At 70.6% G+C, this 16,520-nt stretch carries 16 protein-coding genes; 6 read left to right on the top strand and 10 right to left on the bottom strand.

What is annotated here, in order from left to right; genetic code table 11:
• Nucleotides 1-2 precede the first annotated feature (2 nt).
• The 3 genes from ACFVJQ_RS35695 to ACFVJQ_RS35685 all read right to left on the bottom strand — a co-directional run bounded on the left by ACFVJQ_RS35695 (nt 3) and on the right by ACFVJQ_RS35685 (nt 3,784).
• Complete coding sequence (locus ACFVJQ_RS35695; RefSeq protein WP_385789790.1) at nt 3-1,829, bottom strand: glycosyl hydrolase family 18 protein; 1,827 nt, start codon at nt 1,827-1,829, stop codon at nt 3-5.
• A 123-nt stretch (nt 1,830-1,952) separates the two neighbouring features.
• A complete protein-coding gene (locus tag ACFVJQ_RS35690) occupies nt 1,953-2,594 on the bottom strand; it encodes a response regulator (protein WP_385515229.1) in 642 nt (213 codons plus the stop codon).
• On the bottom strand, nt 2,591-3,784 hold the full coding sequence (locus tag ACFVJQ_RS35685; protein WP_385789787.1) for a sensor histidine kinase: 1,194 nt from the start codon (nt 3,782-3,784) through the stop codon (nt 2,591-2,593). The genes ACFVJQ_RS35690 and ACFVJQ_RS35685 overlap by 4 nt, the downstream gene beginning before the upstream one ends.
• Before the next feature lie 153 nt (nt 3,785-3,937).
• Between ACFVJQ_RS35685 and ACFVJQ_RS35680 the strand changes: the two genes are divergently transcribed.
• The gene (locus tag ACFVJQ_RS35680) at nt 3,938-4,516 is read left to right on the top strand and encodes a hypothetical protein (RefSeq protein WP_385515231.1); all 579 of its coding nucleotides are present in this window, start codon (nt 3,938-3,940) and stop codon (nt 4,514-4,516) included.
• Here ACFVJQ_RS35680 and ACFVJQ_RS35675 read toward each other — a convergent pair.
• Complete coding sequence (locus ACFVJQ_RS35675; RefSeq protein ID WP_385515232.1) at nt 4,513-5,085, bottom strand: cob(I)yrinic acid a,c-diamide adenosyltransferase; 573 nt, start codon at nt 5,083-5,085, stop codon at nt 4,513-4,515. The two genes, ACFVJQ_RS35680 and ACFVJQ_RS35675, sit on opposite strands and share 4 nt — an antisense overlap.
• Before the next feature lie 150 nt (nt 5,086-5,235).
• Here ACFVJQ_RS35675 and ACFVJQ_RS35670 point away from each other — a divergent pair, with 150 nt between their 5' ends.
• From ACFVJQ_RS35670 to ACFVJQ_RS35660, 3 genes are all read left to right on the top strand, one after another.
• Entirely contained in the window at nt 5,236-6,084 is an 849-nt protein-coding gene (locus tag ACFVJQ_RS35670; RefSeq protein ID WP_129800539.1) for a 3-hydroxyacyl-CoA dehydrogenase family protein, read from the top strand.
• Nucleotides 6,085-6,239: 155 nt separating this feature from the next.
• Complete coding sequence (locus tag ACFVJQ_RS35665; RefSeq protein WP_129800538.1) at nt 6,240-6,563, top strand: STAS domain-containing protein; 324 nt, start codon at nt 6,240-6,242, stop codon at nt 6,561-6,563.
• A 264-nt stretch (nt 6,564-6,827) separates the two neighbouring features.
• Nucleotides 6,828-9,419 carry an ATP-binding protein gene (locus tag ACFVJQ_RS35660; protein ID WP_385789784.1) on the top strand — a complete coding sequence of 864 codons (2,592 nt, stop codon included), beginning with the start codon at nt 6,828-6,830 and terminating at the stop codon, nt 9,417-9,419.
• Nucleotides 9,420-9,486: 67 nt separating this feature from the next.
• Here ACFVJQ_RS35660 and nucS read toward each other — a convergent pair whose 3' ends face one another.
• Nucleotides 9,487-10,158, bottom strand: coding sequence for an endonuclease NucS (gene nucS / locus ACFVJQ_RS35655; RefSeq protein ID WP_385789782.1), 672 nt, complete (start codon nt 10,156-10,158; stop codon nt 9,487-9,489).
• Nucleotides 10,159-10,402: 244 nt separating this feature from the next.
• Here nucS and ACFVJQ_RS35650 point away from each other — a divergent pair, with 244 nt between their 5' ends.
• Nucleotides 10,403-10,795 (top strand): SCO5389 family protein, encoded by a 393-nt coding sequence (locus tag ACFVJQ_RS35650; protein ID WP_141313205.1) that lies wholly within the window; start codon nt 10,403-10,405, stop codon nt 10,793-10,795.
• Nucleotides 10,796-10,879: 84 nt separating this feature from the next.
• Here ACFVJQ_RS35650 and ACFVJQ_RS35645 read toward each other — a convergent pair whose 3' ends face one another.
• Nucleotides 10,880-11,908, bottom strand: a complete 1,029-nt coding sequence (locus ACFVJQ_RS35645) for an LLM class flavin-dependent oxidoreductase (protein ID WP_385515235.1) — start codon at nt 11,906-11,908, stop codon at nt 10,880-10,882.
• 220 nt (nt 11,909-12,128) lie between these two features.
• Between ACFVJQ_RS35645 and ACFVJQ_RS35640 the strand changes: the two genes are divergently transcribed.
• Nucleotides 12,129-12,470, top strand: a complete 342-nt coding sequence (locus ACFVJQ_RS35640; RefSeq protein ID WP_385515236.1) for an ATP/GTP-binding protein — start codon at nt 12,129-12,131, stop codon at nt 12,468-12,470.
• Nucleotides 12,471-12,475: 5 nt separating this feature from the next.
• On the opposite strand, the gene ACFVJQ_RS35635 is transcribed toward ACFVJQ_RS35640, so the two are convergent.
• The 4 genes from ACFVJQ_RS35635 to ACFVJQ_RS35620 all read right to left on the bottom strand — a co-directional run bounded on the left by ACFVJQ_RS35635 (nt 12,476) and on the right by ACFVJQ_RS35620 (nt 16,478).
• A complete protein-coding gene (locus tag ACFVJQ_RS35635; protein ID WP_385789779.1) occupies nt 12,476-13,345 on the bottom strand; it encodes an ABC transporter permease subunit in 870 nt (289 codons plus the stop codon).
• A complete protein-coding gene (locus ACFVJQ_RS35630; RefSeq protein WP_385789777.1) occupies nt 13,342-14,634 on the bottom strand; it encodes an ABC transporter ATP-binding protein in 1,293 nt (430 codons plus the stop codon). The genes ACFVJQ_RS35635 and ACFVJQ_RS35630 overlap by 4 nt, the downstream gene beginning before the upstream one ends.
• Nucleotides 14,635-14,748: 114 nt before the next feature.
• Nucleotides 14,749-15,525, bottom strand: coding sequence for an ABC transporter permease (locus ACFVJQ_RS35625; protein ID WP_385515262.1), 777 nt, complete (start codon nt 15,523-15,525; stop codon nt 14,749-14,751).
• On the bottom strand, nt 15,522-16,478 hold the full coding sequence (locus ACFVJQ_RS35620) for an ABC transporter ATP-binding protein (RefSeq protein ID WP_385515239.1): 957 nt from the start codon (nt 16,476-16,478) through the stop codon (nt 15,522-15,524). The genes ACFVJQ_RS35625 and ACFVJQ_RS35620 overlap by 4 nt, the downstream gene beginning before the upstream one ends.
• Nucleotides 16,479-16,520 lie beyond the last annotated feature (42 nt).

The raw sequence follows: 16,520 nt of genomic DNA, 5'->3' as shown, positions 1-16,520 counted from the left end.
GTTTACGACAGGCCGCTGCTGATGGCGCTCACCAACTCACCGTTGCTGGTGTCGCCGCTGAACTCCCAGAAGAACGCGCCACCCAGGCCCTGGTTCCTGGCCCAGGTCATCTTCCCGGCGATCGTCGACGGGGTGTCGTACGACCACCAGTTGCTGCCGCAGTGCGCGTACGCGGTGCCCGCGACGGTGCCGGTGACCGGGCAGGAGTTCTTCAGGACCTTGTAGTCCTCGATGCCCGCCTCGTAGGTGCCGGGTGCCGCGCCGGTCGCCGTGCCGCCGGGGGCGGACTGGGTGACGCCGGTCCAGCCGCGGCCGTAGAAGCCGATGCCGAGCAGGAGCTTGGCGGACGGGACGCCCTTGGCCTTGAGCTTGGCGATCGCGTCGGCGGAGTTGAAGCCGGCGGTCGGGATGCCGGAGTACGAGGTCAGCGGCGAGTGCGGGGCGGTCGGGCCGGTGTTCGCCCAGGCGCCGAAGTAGTCGTACGTCATCACGTTGTACCAGTCGACGTACGAGGATGCGCCGCCGTAGTCGGCTGCGTCGATCTTGCCGCCGGAGGAGCCGTCGCCGGTGATGGCGGCGGTGACGAGGTAGTTCGGGCCGAACTCGGTGCGCAGCGCCGACATCAGGTTCCTGAACGCCGCCGGGCCGGAGGTGTCGCAGGTCAGGCCGCAGGCGTTCGGGTACTCCCAGTCGATGTCGATGCCGTCGAAGACGTCGGCCCAGCGCGGGTCCTCCACGACGGCCTTGCAGGACTTGGCGAACGCGGCCGGGTTCTGGGCGGCCTGGCCGAAGCCGCCGGAGTAGGTCCAGCCGCCGAACGACCACAGCACCTTGATGTGCGGGTACTTGGCCTTGAGCTGGCGCAGCTGGTTGAAGTTGCCGCGCAGCGGCTGGTCCCAGGTGTCGGCGACGCCGCTGACGGACTGGTCGGCGGTGTAGGCCTTGTCGGTGGCGGCGTAGGCGTCGTCGAGCACGCACTGGCCGTTCTTGACGTTGCCGAACGCGTAGTTGATGTGGGTGATCTTGGACGCGGAGCCCGAGGTCACCAGGTTCTTGACGTGGTAGTTGCGGCCGTAGACGCCCCACTCGGTGAAGTAGCCGAGGTTGACCTTCGAGCCGGGCTGCGGGCCGGGGTCGGTGCCGCCGGTGGTGCGGACCGCGCGGGCGCCGGAGACCGGGCCGGTCTGGTCGGCGGTGTCCCGGGCCTGGACGGTGTACGAGTAGTCGGTGCCGGCGGTCAGGCCGGTGTCCGTGTAGGTCGTGCCGGTGACGGTGGCGACCTTGGTGCCGCCGCGCAGGACGTCGTAGTTCTTGATGCCCTTGTCGTCGGTGGCGGCGCTCCAGGTGAGCTTCACCGAGGTGTTGGTGATGTCGGAGGCGGTGGGGGTACCGGGGGCGCTCGGCGGGTTGTCGCCGGGGACGGTGGTGCCGCCGTCACAACTGCCGCCGTTGAGCTTGCAGTTGGCAGGAGCCCCGGAGCCGGAGCCGTTGAAGCCGAAGGAGACGGAGGCGCCGGGGGCGAGGGTGCCGTTCCAGGACTTGTTCTTGGCGGTCCAGTGGGTGCCGGAGGAGGTGACGTCGGCATCCCAGGCGGAGGTGACGGACGTGCCGGAGGGGAAGTCCCACTCGACGGTCCATGCGTTGATGGTGGTGGTGCCGGTGTTCTTGACGGTCCACTTGCCTTCGAAGCCGGTGCCCCAGTCCTGGGTCTTGCTGTAGGTGGCGGTGGCTTCGGTGGCGGCCTGGGCGGGGCCGGCGAGGGCGACGAGTCCGGCCAGCGGGAGCAGCAGGGTCGCGAAGCCTGCCAAGGCTCTGTGTCTGAAGCGCATGCTGCGCCTCCTTGTGGGGTTGTTGTCGGGGGCATGACTGAGCCATCAGGCCCACAGTGCCGCGAGAATAGAAAGGTCTGGACCACGGGTCAATAGGTCTGGACCACTGCCCCGAAAAGTCCCCTAGATCCCCAACTCCTGTGCCAGCACCGCCGCTTGCACCCGGCTGCGCAGCTCCAGCTTCCCCAGCAGCCGGCTGACGTGCGTCTTCACCGTGGTCTCCGCCATGTCGAGGCGGGCGGCGATGTCGGCGTTGGACAGGCCCTCGCCCAGGCAGGACAGGACCTCCCGCTCACGCCGGGTGAGGCCGTCCAGGACGGAGGGGTCGGCCCTGGACTCCCGTACGGGCTTGGCGGCGAACTCGGCGATGAGCCGACGCGTCACGGCCGGCGCGATCAGACCCTCCCCGCGCGCCACCGTCCGTACCGCCTCCAGCAGATCCTTGGCGTCGGTGTTCTTGAGCAGGAAGCCGGACGCACCCGCGCGCAGCGCGCCGAACACGTACGCGTCCAGGTCGAAGGTCGTCAGGACCAGTACGTCGGCGAGCCCCTCGGCGACCACCTGCCGGGTCGCCGACACCCCGTCCAGACGCGGCATCTGAACATCCATCAGCACCAGGTCCGGCCGCAGCTCACGGGCGAGCGCCACCGCCTGTTCACCGTCGGCCGCCTCACCGACCACCTCGATGTCGGGCGCGCTGCGCAGGATGAGGACGAGCCCGGCGCGGACGGCGGACTGGTCCTCGGCGACGAGCACGCGGATCATTTGATCACTCCTTCGACGTCGACGAGCGGCAGCGTGGCGCGCACCGCCCAGATCTTCCCCTGGGCACAGTCCTCGGGACCGGCCTCGAAGCTGCCGCCCAGCAGCGCGGCCCGCTCCCGCATGCCGACCAGACCGGCACCGGAGCCGGGCGCCCGAGGACCGTCGCGGTCACCGTACGGGCTGGTCACGACGATGTTCAGCGAGCCGTCGTGCTGCCGCAGCGCGATCGTGACCCGGCCGGGGCCGGCATGCTTGAGGGCGTTGGTCAGGGACTCCTGCACGATCCGGTACGCGGCGAGCTCCACCGGCGCGGGCAGCCCCTCGCCGTGCTCGGCGTCGAGGGTGATGTCGAGGCCGTTGCCGCGGGCCGTGTCGACCAGAGCGCCGAGGCTGTCGAGGGTGGGCGCGGCGGTGGGCTCGGTGTCGCCGCTGGAATCCCTCAGAAGCCCGATCAGCCGACGCATCTCCGCAAGTCCCTCGACGCTGTTCTCGCGGATGACGCCGAGGGCCTGACGAGTGGTGCCGGGGTCGTCGAGGGAGAGCGCGGCCGTGGAGTGGATGGCGATCGCGGAGAGGTGATTGGCGACCATGTCGTGCAGTTCCCTGGCCATGCGCGCGCGTTCGGCGGTGACGGCCTGGGTGCGGTCCATCTCGGCGAGCAGCGCGGTCTGTTCGGCGCGCAGCCGGGCTGCCTCGGCGGCGTCGCGGTGGTTGCGGACGATCAGCCCGGTGGACGCGGGGCCGAACGCCACGACGCCGACGGCCACGCCGATCAGCAGCGCCTCGGGCACCCGCCACACGGCGAACGGCACGATCGTCCCCGCCGCCGTGAGCAGCCCGGTGATCCGCGGGATACGGCGGGCCGAGGCGGGGGTGCCGTACAGGACGGCCGCGTACATCACGTCGGTGAACATCAGGATCGTGACGAGGTTTCCCTGCGTCAGAAGGTCCAGGACGATCGCGGCCGTGGCGGTCGGCAGCGCGATCCGCGGGGCGGACCGGCGCAGCAGCTCGCACCCCGCCATCACGGTGAGCGGCACCAGAATCGGCCAGCGCCCGTCCCACAGCACGATCGGCTCGCCGGCCGGCCGCGAGCCCAGGCCGATCCCCCACAGCAGCAGCCCGCCGAGCAGGCCGGCCGCCGCGACGTACACGTCGAAGCGGTGCGGGCGGGGGAGTCGTACAGCCATGACACCATCCAACACGGCGCGTGCCGCGCTCGCCTGATCCCCGGGAAGGGTCCCGGACTGCAACTTTCGATGTACCGCGGTTTCGTCACCGGCGACGACGCGGGCTGCTCGGCCGGACGGGAGCCTTGGGACGGTGACCGAAAGGAGCGAGTCGTGGTCGTCGCGTTGATCATCGCCTGTGAGGTCGGCTTCTGGGTGCTGCTGGCGCTCGGCCTGGCCGCGCGCTACCTGCTGAGGTGGCGCCGCACCAGTGTGGTCCTGCTGCTGTGCGAGCCGGTCCTGGAACTGATCCTGTTCACGGTCACGGCGATCGACCTGAAGAACGGCGCCGAGCCGAGCTGGGAGCACGGCCTGGCGGCGCTGTACATCGGCTACACCGTCGCGTACGGCCACTACACGATCCGCTGGCTCGACGGCCACGCCGCGCACCGGCTGGCGGGGGCGCCGAAGCCCGTGGGGCCGCCGCGCCACGGTATGGCGCGCGCCCGGCACGAGGGCCGGCTGTGGCTGCGGACCGTGCTGGCGGCAGCCGTGGCGTGCGCGCTGCTCCAGGGCGCGGTCTGGTACGTCGGGCAGGACGGCGACATCTCGTCCCTGCGGGCCTTCCAGGGAGCGGCGCTCCGGGCCGCCGGCATCCACGGCCTGGTCGCCCTCGCGTACTTCATCTGGCCGAAGAGGGCCCCGGCCGGGCTCTCCGAGGCTCCGGAAACGCGGGTGAAGGAACGAACCTAGCGTTCGCCGCCGGGCACCCACAGGACGTCGCCCGCGGCCCCGTTGGCCGTCCGGGCCAGGATGAACAGCAGGTCCGACAGGCGGTTGAGATAGGTCGCGGTGAGGGGGTTCATCGTCTCGGCGTACACCTCCAAGGCCGCCCACGTCGAGCGCTCCGCGCGGCGGACCACCGTGCAGGCCTGGTGGAGCAGGGCGGCGCCCGGGGTGCCGCCGGGCAGGATGAACGAACGGAGCTTCTCGAGGCGCTCGTTGAAGCGGTCGCAGTCCGCCTCCAGGCGGTCCACGTAGAACTGCTCCACCCTGAGCGGTGGGAACTTCGGGTTCTCCACCACCGGCGTCGACAGGTCCGCGCCCACGTCGAACAGGTCGTTCTGTACACGGGTGAGGACCTTGACGATCTCCTCGTCCAGCCCGCCCAGCGCAATCGCCGTGCCGATCACCGCGTTCGCCTCGTTGGCGTCCGCGTACGCGGAGATCCGCAGGTCGGTCTTGGCGACCCGGCTCATGTCGCCGAGGGCGGTGGTGCCCTGGTCGCCGGTGCGGGTGTAGATGCGCGTCAGATTGACCATGTGGCCAGCCTAGTGAGCCGTGCCGGTGTGATGTCCGTCATGTGAGACGTGACGCGCGTTACTTACCGGTCACACAGCCCCTCACGAGCGCTAGGGTCCGCCGGAGAGAACATACGTAAACAGCGAGTAAGCATCTCAGGGGAGTCGTCAGTGGCACGGAAGCTCGCCGTCATCGGGGCCGGTCTCATGGGTTCCGGCATCGCCCAGGTCTCCGCCCAGGCGGGCTGGGACGTCGTCCTGCGCGATGTCACCGACGAGGCGCTCAGGCGCGGCACCGACGGCATCAAGGCCTCGTACGACAAGTTCGTCGCCAAGGGCAAGTTGGAGGCGCACGACGCCGACGCCGCTCTCGCCCGTATCACCGCGACCACCGACCTGGACGCCGCCGCCGACGCGGACATCGTCGTCGAGGCCGTCTTCGAGAAGCTCGAAGTCAAGCACGAGATCTTCCGCGCGCTCGACAAGATCGTGCGCCCGGAGGCCGTACTCGCCTCCAACACCTCCGCCATCCCGATCACCAAGATCGCGGCCGCGACGGAGCACCCGGAGCGCGTCGTCGGCACCCACTTCTTCTCGCCGGTCCCGATGATGCAGCTGTGCGAACTCGTCCGGGGCTACAAGACCAGCGACGAGACCCTCGCCACCGCGCGGGAGTTCGCCGAGTCCGTCGGCAAGACCTGCATCGTCGTCAACCGCGACGTGGCCGGCTTCGTGACGACCCGGCTCATCTCCGCGCTCGTCGTCGAGGCGACCAAGCTGTACGAGTCGGGCGTCGCGACCGCCGAGGACATCGACCTCGCCTGCAAGCTCGGCTTCGGGCACGCCATGGGACCGCTGGCCACCGCGGATCTCACCGGCGTCGACATCCTGCTGCACGCCACCGGCAACATCTACACCGAGACCCAGGATGAGAAGTTCGCTCCGCCGGAGCTGATGCGCCGAATGGTTGACGCCGGTGACATCGGACGCAAGAGCGGGCAGGGCTTCTACAAGCACTGAAACCGCACACGCCTCGAGGGACATCACACCTCGGAGTGAATTCGGTATCGGTTCGCTTACGGACGGCAACCTCTGGCCGCTCAACACCGTCAGAGGTTGCATCACCGGCATCATCTTTCATCGCGGAGCACACGACGCACGCACGGGGAGCGCATATGCACATCAGGGGCGACCACGACGAGGTGGTCGTCGGGGGCCGTCTCGACGTCCGCAGCGCGGCGGACGCCCGTGCGGTGTTGCACTCGGCCGTCGACGACGGGGCCGGCGACCTCATCCTCGACCTGTCCGAGCTGGACTCCTGGGACGCCACCGGACTCGGGGTCATCATGGGCGCCCACCGGCGGGCCGGCCGCTGCGGCCGACGGCTGGTGCTGCGCGGTGTACCGCCGCAGATGCAGCGCCTGCTGGTGGCCACCCGGCTGCACCGGATCCTGGCGGTCGAGGGCGGCATCGGGCTGGAGTCGCTGCCCCGGGTGTGACTCCCGGCGCGGGGGTGATCCGGCGGGACGGGCGGGACCCGGGCACCTCACGGCGAAACGCCCGACGCGCACAATCCTCACGAGACTGTGACGTCTCGGACCGGGCGGCACCCCGGACTGTCGTAGATACTGAGCGAAGGTTTAGGGTTCGGTCGCCCGCATCTGTTCCACCCTCGAGCGGGCCCGGACCAGAAGCGACAGCGCGGTGTGCGGCAAGGCCGGGAGGGGCTCGACGCACTCGACGCTTTTGGGGGGCTTGAACCTATGGACCCGAACAACCCGGGACCCGAGGACTACGGCCATGACGGTGACGGCAACTCGCCGCGCCAGCGCCCGCCGAGGGACTCCCTGACATCCGACTTCGGCCAGCACGCGCCCGCACTCGCCCGCACGGTGCAACTGGTCTCCGGCGACTTCCTGCTCACCGTCAACCCCGTCGACGGCAGCGAGATCGAACTGTGCCCGCCGGGGGAGCGGCCCGGACGCCCGCAGAAGCTGACCGCGGCCCAGCGCGCCGAGGTCGACCGCGCCGCCGCGCCGCCCGTCCCGCCGGGGCCGGGCCGGCCCGGATTGCCGCTCCTCGGCCGCCAGGACGAGCGCGAGCGCCTGGTGCGACTGCTCGCCCGCGGCCGCTCCGTGCGCCTGACCGGCCCGGGAGGCTCGGGCCGCACCCGCCTGCTCGACACGGTCGCCGAGGACTGTGCGGACCTCGCCCCCGACGGCGTGGTCCGGCTCACCGGCTTCCACCGCACCGCGAACGACCTGCTGTACGAGCTCTTCTACGCCGTGTACGGCGCACCCCTGTACCGGCCGGAACGGGACGAACTGCTCGAACACGTCCGGGAGATCGGCGCGGTCGTCGTCCTCGACGACATCGAGTTCGGCGGCGCCGCGCTCGACGAACTGCTGGCGGCCACCCCGGAGTGCGCCTTCGTGATCGGTGCCACCCCGGATGTGCCCGCGCCGTCCGCCGACGCGGCGATCGAGGAGGTCTTCCTCGACGGTCTTGACCGCGCCGGCGGCCTGGATCTCCTCGAGCACGCCGTCGGCCGCTCCCTCACCGAGGACGAGGCCAACTGGGCCGGCGACCTCTGGTTCGAGTCCGAGGGCCTGCCGCTGCGGTTCGTGCAGGCCGGCGCCCTGCTGCGGCAGCGTGACCGGATGCGGGCGGGCGTGGACGCCTTCGACGAGTTCGGCGTCTTCCAGGAACTCCCGGCCGATGCGCCCTTCGACGCCGTCCCCGGAGCGTCCGCCGAAGTACCGCTGCCCTCGCTGGCGGAGGGAGCCGCGCCGGCCGCGCTGCTCGCCTCCCGGCTGAGCGCCTCCGCGCGCGCCACCCTGCGCATCGCCGTGGCGCTCGGCGGCGAGGTGCCGCACCAGGCGCACCTGCCCGCCCTGGTCGGCGACACCCACGCGGACGCCGCGCTGGGCGAGTTGCTCAGCTGCGCGCTGGTCTCACCCGTCGGCTCCCGCTACCGGCTCGCCGCCGGGGTGCAGACCCAGCTGGAGGCCGCCGGGTACGCCGACGACCCGGCCAGTCATGTCCTGACCGCCGCCCGGCACTACGCCTGGTGGGCCGGACACCCCTCGGTCACTCCCGAGCGCGTGTGCGCCGAGGCGGACGCCCTGATCACCGCCCTTGCCGCCCTCGTACCGGCGACGACACCGCAGGGCGAGGGCGAGGAGAGCGCCGCCGTGCAGCTGGCCCGCACGGCGGCTCCCGCGTTCGCCGCCGGACTGCACTGGAGTGCCTGGGAGCGGGCGCTGCGCTCCGGCGTGGAAGCCGCCCGGCTCGCCGGGGACGTCACCGAACAGGCCTACTTCCACCACGAGCTGGGCATCCTCGCGCTGTGCGAGGGCCGGACGGACCGGGCCCGCGCCGAACTGGAGGCGTCCATCGGGCTGCGCGGCGCCGTCGCCGACAAGCGCGGCACGGTCGCCGGCCGCCGCGCCCTGGCCCTGGTCACCGACCGCGCGGGCACGGCACCGGGGCCCGCGTCCACGCCCGGCGCCTCGCCGGCGCTCGGTGCCACGCCCGTGCTCGGCTCCACCACCGGTGAGGAGGTGCCCGCCGCCCGCTACGAGGAGTCGGCGTCGCCGCCCGGCGGGGTCCCCGCGGCGCTTGCGGAGTTCCCGCCCCTGCAGCGGCCCGACGACACGTCGACCCTCGTCACCCGCCGCTCGACGCCCGGTGCGACGCAGCACCGCGACCGGGGCGGCCTGCGTGGCCTGGCCAAGCGCAACCTCGTCGCGGCCGGCGCGGGCGCAGTGCTGGTGGCGGTGCTCGGTACGGTCGTGACGCTCGGCGCCACCTCCAGCAACGACGCCGAGAACCCCTCCGAGCAGGTCGGCGTCAACCCGTCCGCCAGCCAGGGCGTCGGCGAGGAGGGCCTGGGCGCCGACAAGGCAGAGCAGGACGGCGGCGGCGACACCGGCCCGGCGACGAGCCGGCCGACGGATCCGGGGCCGGACGGTACGTTCGGCACCGCGGACGATCCGACGCCGACGGCAACGGAGACGGACGAGCCGTCCGACGACCCGAGCGGTACGCGGGATCCCGGCGGCGACTCCCCGACGAACTCCAGCTCGCCGACCAAGTCCCCGACGAGGCCGCCTTCGTCGACGTCGAAGCCCACCGAGACGTCTCCGACGCCGACCGAGACCGAAGAGCCGACGGAGACACCCACGGAAACCCCGACGGAGACGCCCACCGCGACCCCGACGGAAACCCCGTCCATCTCGGACTCGGCGAGCGCCCCGATCTCCTCCAGCGCTCCGGCCAGCACGAGCGCGAGTGCGCCGGAGAGCAGCAGTGCGGGGACTGAGAGCAGCTCGGGTTCGGGTCCGGTGATCTGAGGGCCGTACAAGCGGGAGGGCCGGGTCCGTCCGCCGGACCCGGCCCTCACCGTCGTACCACTGCCTCTCAGAACAGCCGCAACTTGTCGTCCTCGATCCCCCGCAGCGCGTCGTAGTCGAGCACCTGGCAGCCGATGCCACGGTCCGTGGCCAGGACGCGGGCCTGCGGTTTGATCTCCTGTGCGGCGAAGATGCCCCGCACCGGCGCGAGATGGGGATCGCGGTTCAACAGCTCCAGATAGCGCGTGAGTTGTTCCACGCCGTCGATCTCACCGCGCCGCTTGATCTCGACGGCGACGGTCTGTCCGTCGGCGTCCCGGCAGAGGATGTCGACCGGGCCGATGGCCGTCATGTACTCGCGGCGGATCAGCGTGTAGCCCTCGCCGAGCGTTTCGATGCGGTCGGCGAGCAGTTCCTGAAGGTGTGCTTCCACGCCGTCCTTGATCAGGCCGGGGTCCACGCCGAGTTCGTGCGTGGAGTCGTGGAGGACCTCCTCCATCGTGATGATGAGCTTCTCGCCCGCCTTGTTGATGACGGTCCAGACACCGGCCTCCTCGTCGGTCCCCTCCTTCAGCGTGCAGGGCGGCGACATCCAGTTCAGGGGCTTGTAGGCCCGGTCGTCCGCATGGATCGAGACGCTGCCGTCCGCCTTCACCAGGATGAGACGGGGGGCGGTGGGGAGGTGGGCGGTGAGCCGGCCGGCGTAGTCGACGGAGCAGCGGGCAATGACGAGACGCATGGTCGGCAACGCTACTCGACGGGCACCGGTGCACGCGATTCGCCCTGGAAGTCACATGTTGTTTCGTGGCCGATTGTGTGCCTATTGGGATCGGCCTGTATTCGCATTCTTCTGGTGCCGTCACCGTCTGTTGCCTACCGTATTAAACGGGAGGTCGCGATATGTGTACTCAGCGTGTTGACGATCGCGCACTCCCTCATCTGTCCGGCAACCCCTGCTGGTTGGGGGTGCGAGAGGAGAACCCATGTCGCTCGACGTCTCACCGGCCCTACTCGAACAGGCCGAGCGAGGCGAGGTCGACGAAGCTGACTTCGTCGACTGCGTCCGGACCTCCCTGCCCTACGCATGGGAGATGATCAGCTCCCTGGTGGCCCAGCTGAAGGTGGACGGCGGAGAGTTCGCCGACAACCAGACGCCTCCGCCGGACGAGCAGGCGCGTGGTCAGCTGCTGCGTGCGCTCGCGAGTGACGCCATACGCGGCGCGCTGCAGCGGCACTTCGGTGTGCGGCTGGCCTTCCAGAACTGCCACCGGGTGGCGGTGTTCCCGCTGGACGCCTCGGCGGACGAGAGGCTGGCCCGCTTCACCTCGATCCGGGGCCAGCTGCTGAACCAGTCTCCGGAGCTGCGGGACTGCTGAGGCGCTGAACCGCTTGCTTGCCGCTCCGTACGCGGGAGGTGCGATCTGTACCGGAGCGGCAGGCCTCCCGCACGACGGGGCCGTTCACGTCAGCTGGGGGAGCACCTCGGCCCCCAGCCGCCGTACGTTCTCCTCCGTCGCCGCCAGGTCGCCGGAACCCTCGACGAGCAGCGCGAAGCGGGAGACGCCGGTGCGCTCGCTGGTGGCGGCGAGCCGGTCGGCGCACAGCCGTGGGGTGCCCACCGGGTGCAGTCCGCAGAGCAGTTCGGTGTACGCCAGCGGATCGCGCATCCGGCGCTCGCGACCGTCCACCGTGACATGGGCGTCCAGGCCCTGCTTCAGCCAGCCCGGCATCGCCTTCAGCAGTGTCTCCGCCGCGTCGGTGCGCCGGTCCGCGATCTGGCAGACACCGGCCGACACATGACCCGCGCCGAGGACTTCGTCCGCCGGCCGCCCGGCGGCTCGCGCATGCTGCCGCCACAGGGCGATCATCTCGGCCTTTTCCTCGTCCCCCACGTGCATGCCCAGCAGCATCGGCAGCCCGCGCTCGGCCGCCATGCGCACACTCGCCGGGGACGTACAGGCGACGAGCATCTCCGGCCCCTCGGTTTCCGACAGGGACTCCGACGGCCTTGGTACGACGGGAACTTCACGGAAGGCGAAGCGGCCGCCGGAGCCCGCGACCGCGGGCTCGCGCAGCCAGCGCACCAGCAGATCGAGTGATTCCGGGTACTCCTTCTCGTACGCTTCCAGGCCCGTCCCGAACACCTCCAGGTCCACCCACGGCCCGCCGCGCCCCACACCCAGTGAAAAGCGTCCGCCACTTGTCACATGCAGCAGCGCGGCCTGCTCACCGAGCGCCACGGGGTGGGTGGTGGGCAGCACACTGACCGCCGTACCGACCCGGATGCGGCGGGTGCGGCCGAGCAGTAACGCGGCCAGGGTGATCGCCGACGGGCAGGTGCCGTACGGCACGAAGTGGTGCTCGGCCAGCCAGACCGAGTCGAGCCCCGCCTCCTCGGCCACCTCCGCCGAGCGGACCGCGCGGTGCAGCGCCTCCCCCTGACCCTGACCCGGGAACTGGGCCGCCAACACGAAACTTCCTACGCGCATTGCTCTTCCTGCTTCCTTGGCTCCGACACGGAGCTCCCCCACTCGGCATAACCGTCTGACACGTGCCGAGGACACGGCCTGGCGAAGGGATTTGCGGATTGTCGGCAGAATCGGTGGTCGGAGAGGGGGACTTGTGGAGATCGCTGCTTTGCGCGTACCCCTGTCCGGCCCACGTAGGCTGGACACGACCCGTTACCTGTATAGCTCCGAGAGGTGTCCCGTGTCCCCGCGTCGCAACCGAGCCAAGGGCCCGAAGGGGGCCGCCGTGTCCGGCGGGAGCGCCGAGGACGACCGCCCGGGCCGCTACGGCGGCTGGCAGTCGGCGGAGGACTGGCAGGGCGAGACCTGGAGCGTACGCCATGTGGCGGGGGCGAGCTCCGAGGGCAAGACGTACCGCTGCCCAGGCTGCGACCAGCTGATCCCCTCCGGTGTACCGCACGTCGTGGCCTGGCCCGAGCACGCGGGCGTCGACGACCGCCGGCACTGGCACAAGGCCTGCTGGAACGCACGGGACCGCCGCACCACGAGGGTGCAGCGGTCCCGGAACGCGCCGAAGTTCTAGTTGGGTTACACGTCCCGCTTCTCCAGCAGTGCGTAGGCGCCGATGAACGCGGCGGCCGTGACGCCGAGCATGATCCACAGCGGGTCCCAGCCGGACGGGCCCGACCCGGTGAGTGAGTTGGAGTAGAAGATGCTCAGCTGGTTCGGGATCGAGTACTCGAACAGCGCCGTTTGCACGTCCTCCAGCGACGACGAGAACATGAACATCGCGATGACCAGCGGGGCGAGCACCGCGGCGATCATGATGGTGATGGCGCCCGCCGAGTGCCGGACGATCGAGCCGACGACGAGCGAGAGCAGTCCGAGCAGCGCGATGTAGAGCGAGATGCCGACCGTGCCCTTCAGCCACTCCTCCCCGGACGGCTCCCGGGCGTCGCTCAACATGCCGACCTGCGCGAAGGCGACGAACCCGGCGGCGACCAGGGTGACCACGAAGGCGACCGTGAAGAACACGACCGACTTCGCCGCGAGCACCCGCCCGCGTGTGGGGCAGGCGGTCATGGTGGTCCGGATCATTCCGGTGCCGTACTCCGAGGCCGTCGTCAGCACGCCCAGCGTGATGATGCACATGCTGCCGAGCAGCAGCCCGAAGAAGCCGAGGGACAGCGGGTTCTCGTCGCCCAGCTCACCCTCCGCCCCGGAGTTCGCCACCAGCGCGCCGGCCGACAGCCCGATGCCGACGACGAGCAGGACGAACACGCCCAGCGTCCACATCGTGGAGCGCACCGACCTGATCTTCGTCCACTCCGAGGCGAGGGCATGCCCGAGGTGCGTGCGGACGACCGGGATCGGCGAGGTGTAGTTGGGGTACGACGGGCCGGGCGCCGCCTGCCATGCGGGTGCGGCCTGCGGCATCGGGGGCTGGGGCGTGCTCATCGGGCGTCCTCGGGCTTGGTCGGGTCGGCAGGGGCGGAGGCGGGCTGCGCGGGGGCGGCGGGCGCGGGCGGGGCGACGACCGGAGCCTGGCCCGGCGCCGGCTGCGCGGACGCCTGCGGAGCCTGGGGCGCCTCAGGGGCCGCCTGCGGCGCCGGCTGCGCGTACGGGTTGGCCGGGCCCGTGCCGGGCGCGGAGGGGGCGCCGTACGGTCCCGACGGCGCCGCTCCCGGCTGCCCCTGCGGCATCGCGAACGGCTGCCCGCCCTGCTGGGGCGGCGGCGGGGCGTACCAGCCCGGCTGGCCCTGCCCCGGCACCGGCATCGGCGGCTGTGCGCCCGGCGGCAGCGGCTGCTGCAGCCCGGCCTTCTGGTCGATCGTGGAGCGGTAGTCGACGGCCCCCTGCGTCATCCGCATGTACGCCTCCTCCAGCGAGGCCTGGTGCGGTGACAGCTCCCACAGCCGTACGTCCGTGTCGTGCGCGATGTCGCTGATGCGGGGCAGCGGCAGCCCGGTCACCCGCAGCGCGCCGTCCTGCTCGGGCAGGACGTGCGCGCCGGCCTCGGTCAGCGCGGACGCCAGCTTCTCGCGCAGCTGCGGCTCGGTGTCGGGCGTCCGTACGCGTGCGAAGCCGGCCGAGTTCGCCGCGATGAAGTCCTGCACACTGCCGTCGGCGAGCAGCTGCCCCCGCCCGATGACGATCAGGTGGTCGGCGGTCAGCGCCATCTCGCTCATCAGGTGCGACGAGACGAAGACGGTACGGCCCTCCGCAGCCAGCGACTTCATCAGGTTCCGCACCCAGAGGATGCCCTCCGGGTCGAGGCCGTTGACCGGCTCGTCGAACAGCAGCACCTGGGGATCGCCGAGCAGCGCGGCCGCGATGCCGAGCCGCTGGCCCATGCCCAGGGAGAAGCCCTTGGATCGCCGCCTGGCCACGTCCTGCAGGCCCACCACGCCGAGCACCTCGTCCACCCGGCGGGCCGGGATGCCGGACAGCTGGGCCAGCGACAGCAGATGGTTGCGGGCCGAGCGGCCGCCGTGCACCGCCTTGGCGTCCAGCAGGGCGCCGACCTGGCGGGGCGCGTTCGGCAGCTTGGCGTAGGGGTAGCCGCCGATGGTCACATGCCCGGAGGTGGGGTTGTCCAGCCCGACGATCATCCGCATCGTCGTCGACTTGCCCGAGCCGTTGGGCCCGAGGAAGCCGGTGACGGCACCGGGCCGCACCTGGAAGGAAAGATTGTGCACAGCGGTCTTGTCGCCGTAGCGCTTGGTCAGGCCGACTGCCTCGATCATGCTCCGCACCCATCGAAAGGTTCAGGACAGCGGGGCACACGCCCCCCGTAAGGGTTAGGAGGATATCGAGTCGCTGACGGTTCCCTCCAAGAGCGGGTAAAAAACCTTCCACGATTACGCGTCCCGCTTCTTCAGCACCGCATAACCGCCGACAAGCGCCGCCAGTACCCACAGCACCATGATCCCGAGTCCGCCCCAGGGGCCGTACGGAGCGTCGTCGTCGACCGGGACGACCACCTGCATGATCTTGCTGCCGGCCTGGTCGGGCAGGAACTGGCCGATCTTCTTGGTGGCCGAGACATTGCCCAGGATGTTGGAGATCAGGAAGAAGAACGGCATCAGGATGCCCAGCGACAGCATCGGCGAGCGCAGCATCGCGGCGACGCCCATCGAGAACATCGCGATGAGGGTCATGTAGACGCCGCCGCCGATCACCGCGCGCAGCACACCCGGATCGCCGATCCGGGCGCTCAGGTCGCCGAGCATCGCCTGCCCGAGGAAGAAGGCGATGAAGCCGGTGGCCAGGCCGACGACGAGCGCGAGACCGGTCGCCACCGCGATCTTGCTGAACAGGAAGATGCCGCGCTGCGGTACGGCGGCCAGCGAGCTGCGGATCATGCCGGTGCTGTACTCGTTGGAGACGACTAGCACCCCGAACACGATCATCGCGAGCTGACCGAGGCTCATCCCGGCGAAGCTGATGAAGGTCGGATCGAAGGAGAGCCTGTCCCGCTCGCTCATGTTGTCGAACTCGTTCGCCGACAGGCCCGAGATCAGCATGCCGAGGGCGATGGTGACCACCACGGCGAGGGAGAGGGTCCACACGGTGGAGGCGACGGACCGGATCTTGGTCCATTCGGAGCGGAGGACCTGGGTGGCTGCCATGTTCAGCTCCTCCTCCAGCCTTCGCCCCACTGCCGCTGCTCGGCAGGGGGTGCCTCGGAGTGCGCGTGGTACTCCACCGACTCCGCGGTCAGCTGCATGAACGCCTCCTCCAGCGAGGCCTGTTGCGGGCTCAGCTCATGTAGCACGATCCCATGCCGTGCCGCCAGCTCCCCGATCTGCTCCGCCTTGCCGCCGTCGACCTCGAGTGTGCCGTTGCCCGTTTCCACGGCCGTGATCCCGGCGGTGTGCAGCACGTCGAGCAGCCGCTCCCGCTGCGGGGTGCGGATTCGGACGTACGACTTCGAGTTCCGCTCGATGAAGTCGGCCATGGTCGTGTCGGCGAGCAGCCGGCCCTGCCCGATGACGACCAGGTGGTCGGCGGTCAGCGCCATCTCGCTCATGAGGTGCGAGGAGACGAAGACGGTCCGCCCCTGCGCGGCAAGGGACTTCATGAGATTCCGGATCCAGTGGATGCCCTCGGGGTCGAGCCCGTTGACCGGCTCGTCGAACATCAGGATCCGCGGATCGCCGAGCAGCGCGCCGGCGATGCCGAGCCGCTGGCCCATGCCCATCGAGAAGCCCTTGGTCTTCTTCCGCGCGACCGCCGTGAGCCCCACGGCCTCCAGCACCTCGCGCACCCGCCGCTTCGGAATGCCGTTGCTCTGCGCGAGGCACAGCAGGTGGTTATAGGCGCTGCGCCCGCCGTGCCAGGCCTTGGCCTCCAGCAGGGCGCCGATGTACGTCAGCGGGTCCTTGAGCTGGTCGTAGTGCTTGCCGTCGATGCGGACGTCGCCGGCGGTGGGGCGGTCGAGGCCGAGAATCATCCGCATGGTGGTCGACTTGCCGGCGCCGTTGGGGCCGAGGAAGCCCGTGACCATGCCGGGTCTGACGGTGAAGGTGAGGTTGTTGACCGCGACCTTTTCGCCGTAACGCTTGGTCAGTCCCTCAAGCTCGATCATGCGGCAACGCTAAAACGGTGCAAAGCCCCCTGCCACCGGAGT

Source organism: Streptomyces sp. NPDC127197, from assembly GCF_042672405.1.
Classification (GTDB): Bacteria; Actinomycetota; Actinomycetes; order Streptomycetales; family Streptomycetaceae; genus Streptomyces; species Streptomyces flavusporus.
This window is presented reverse-complemented; position numbering and strand designations above follow the sequence as displayed.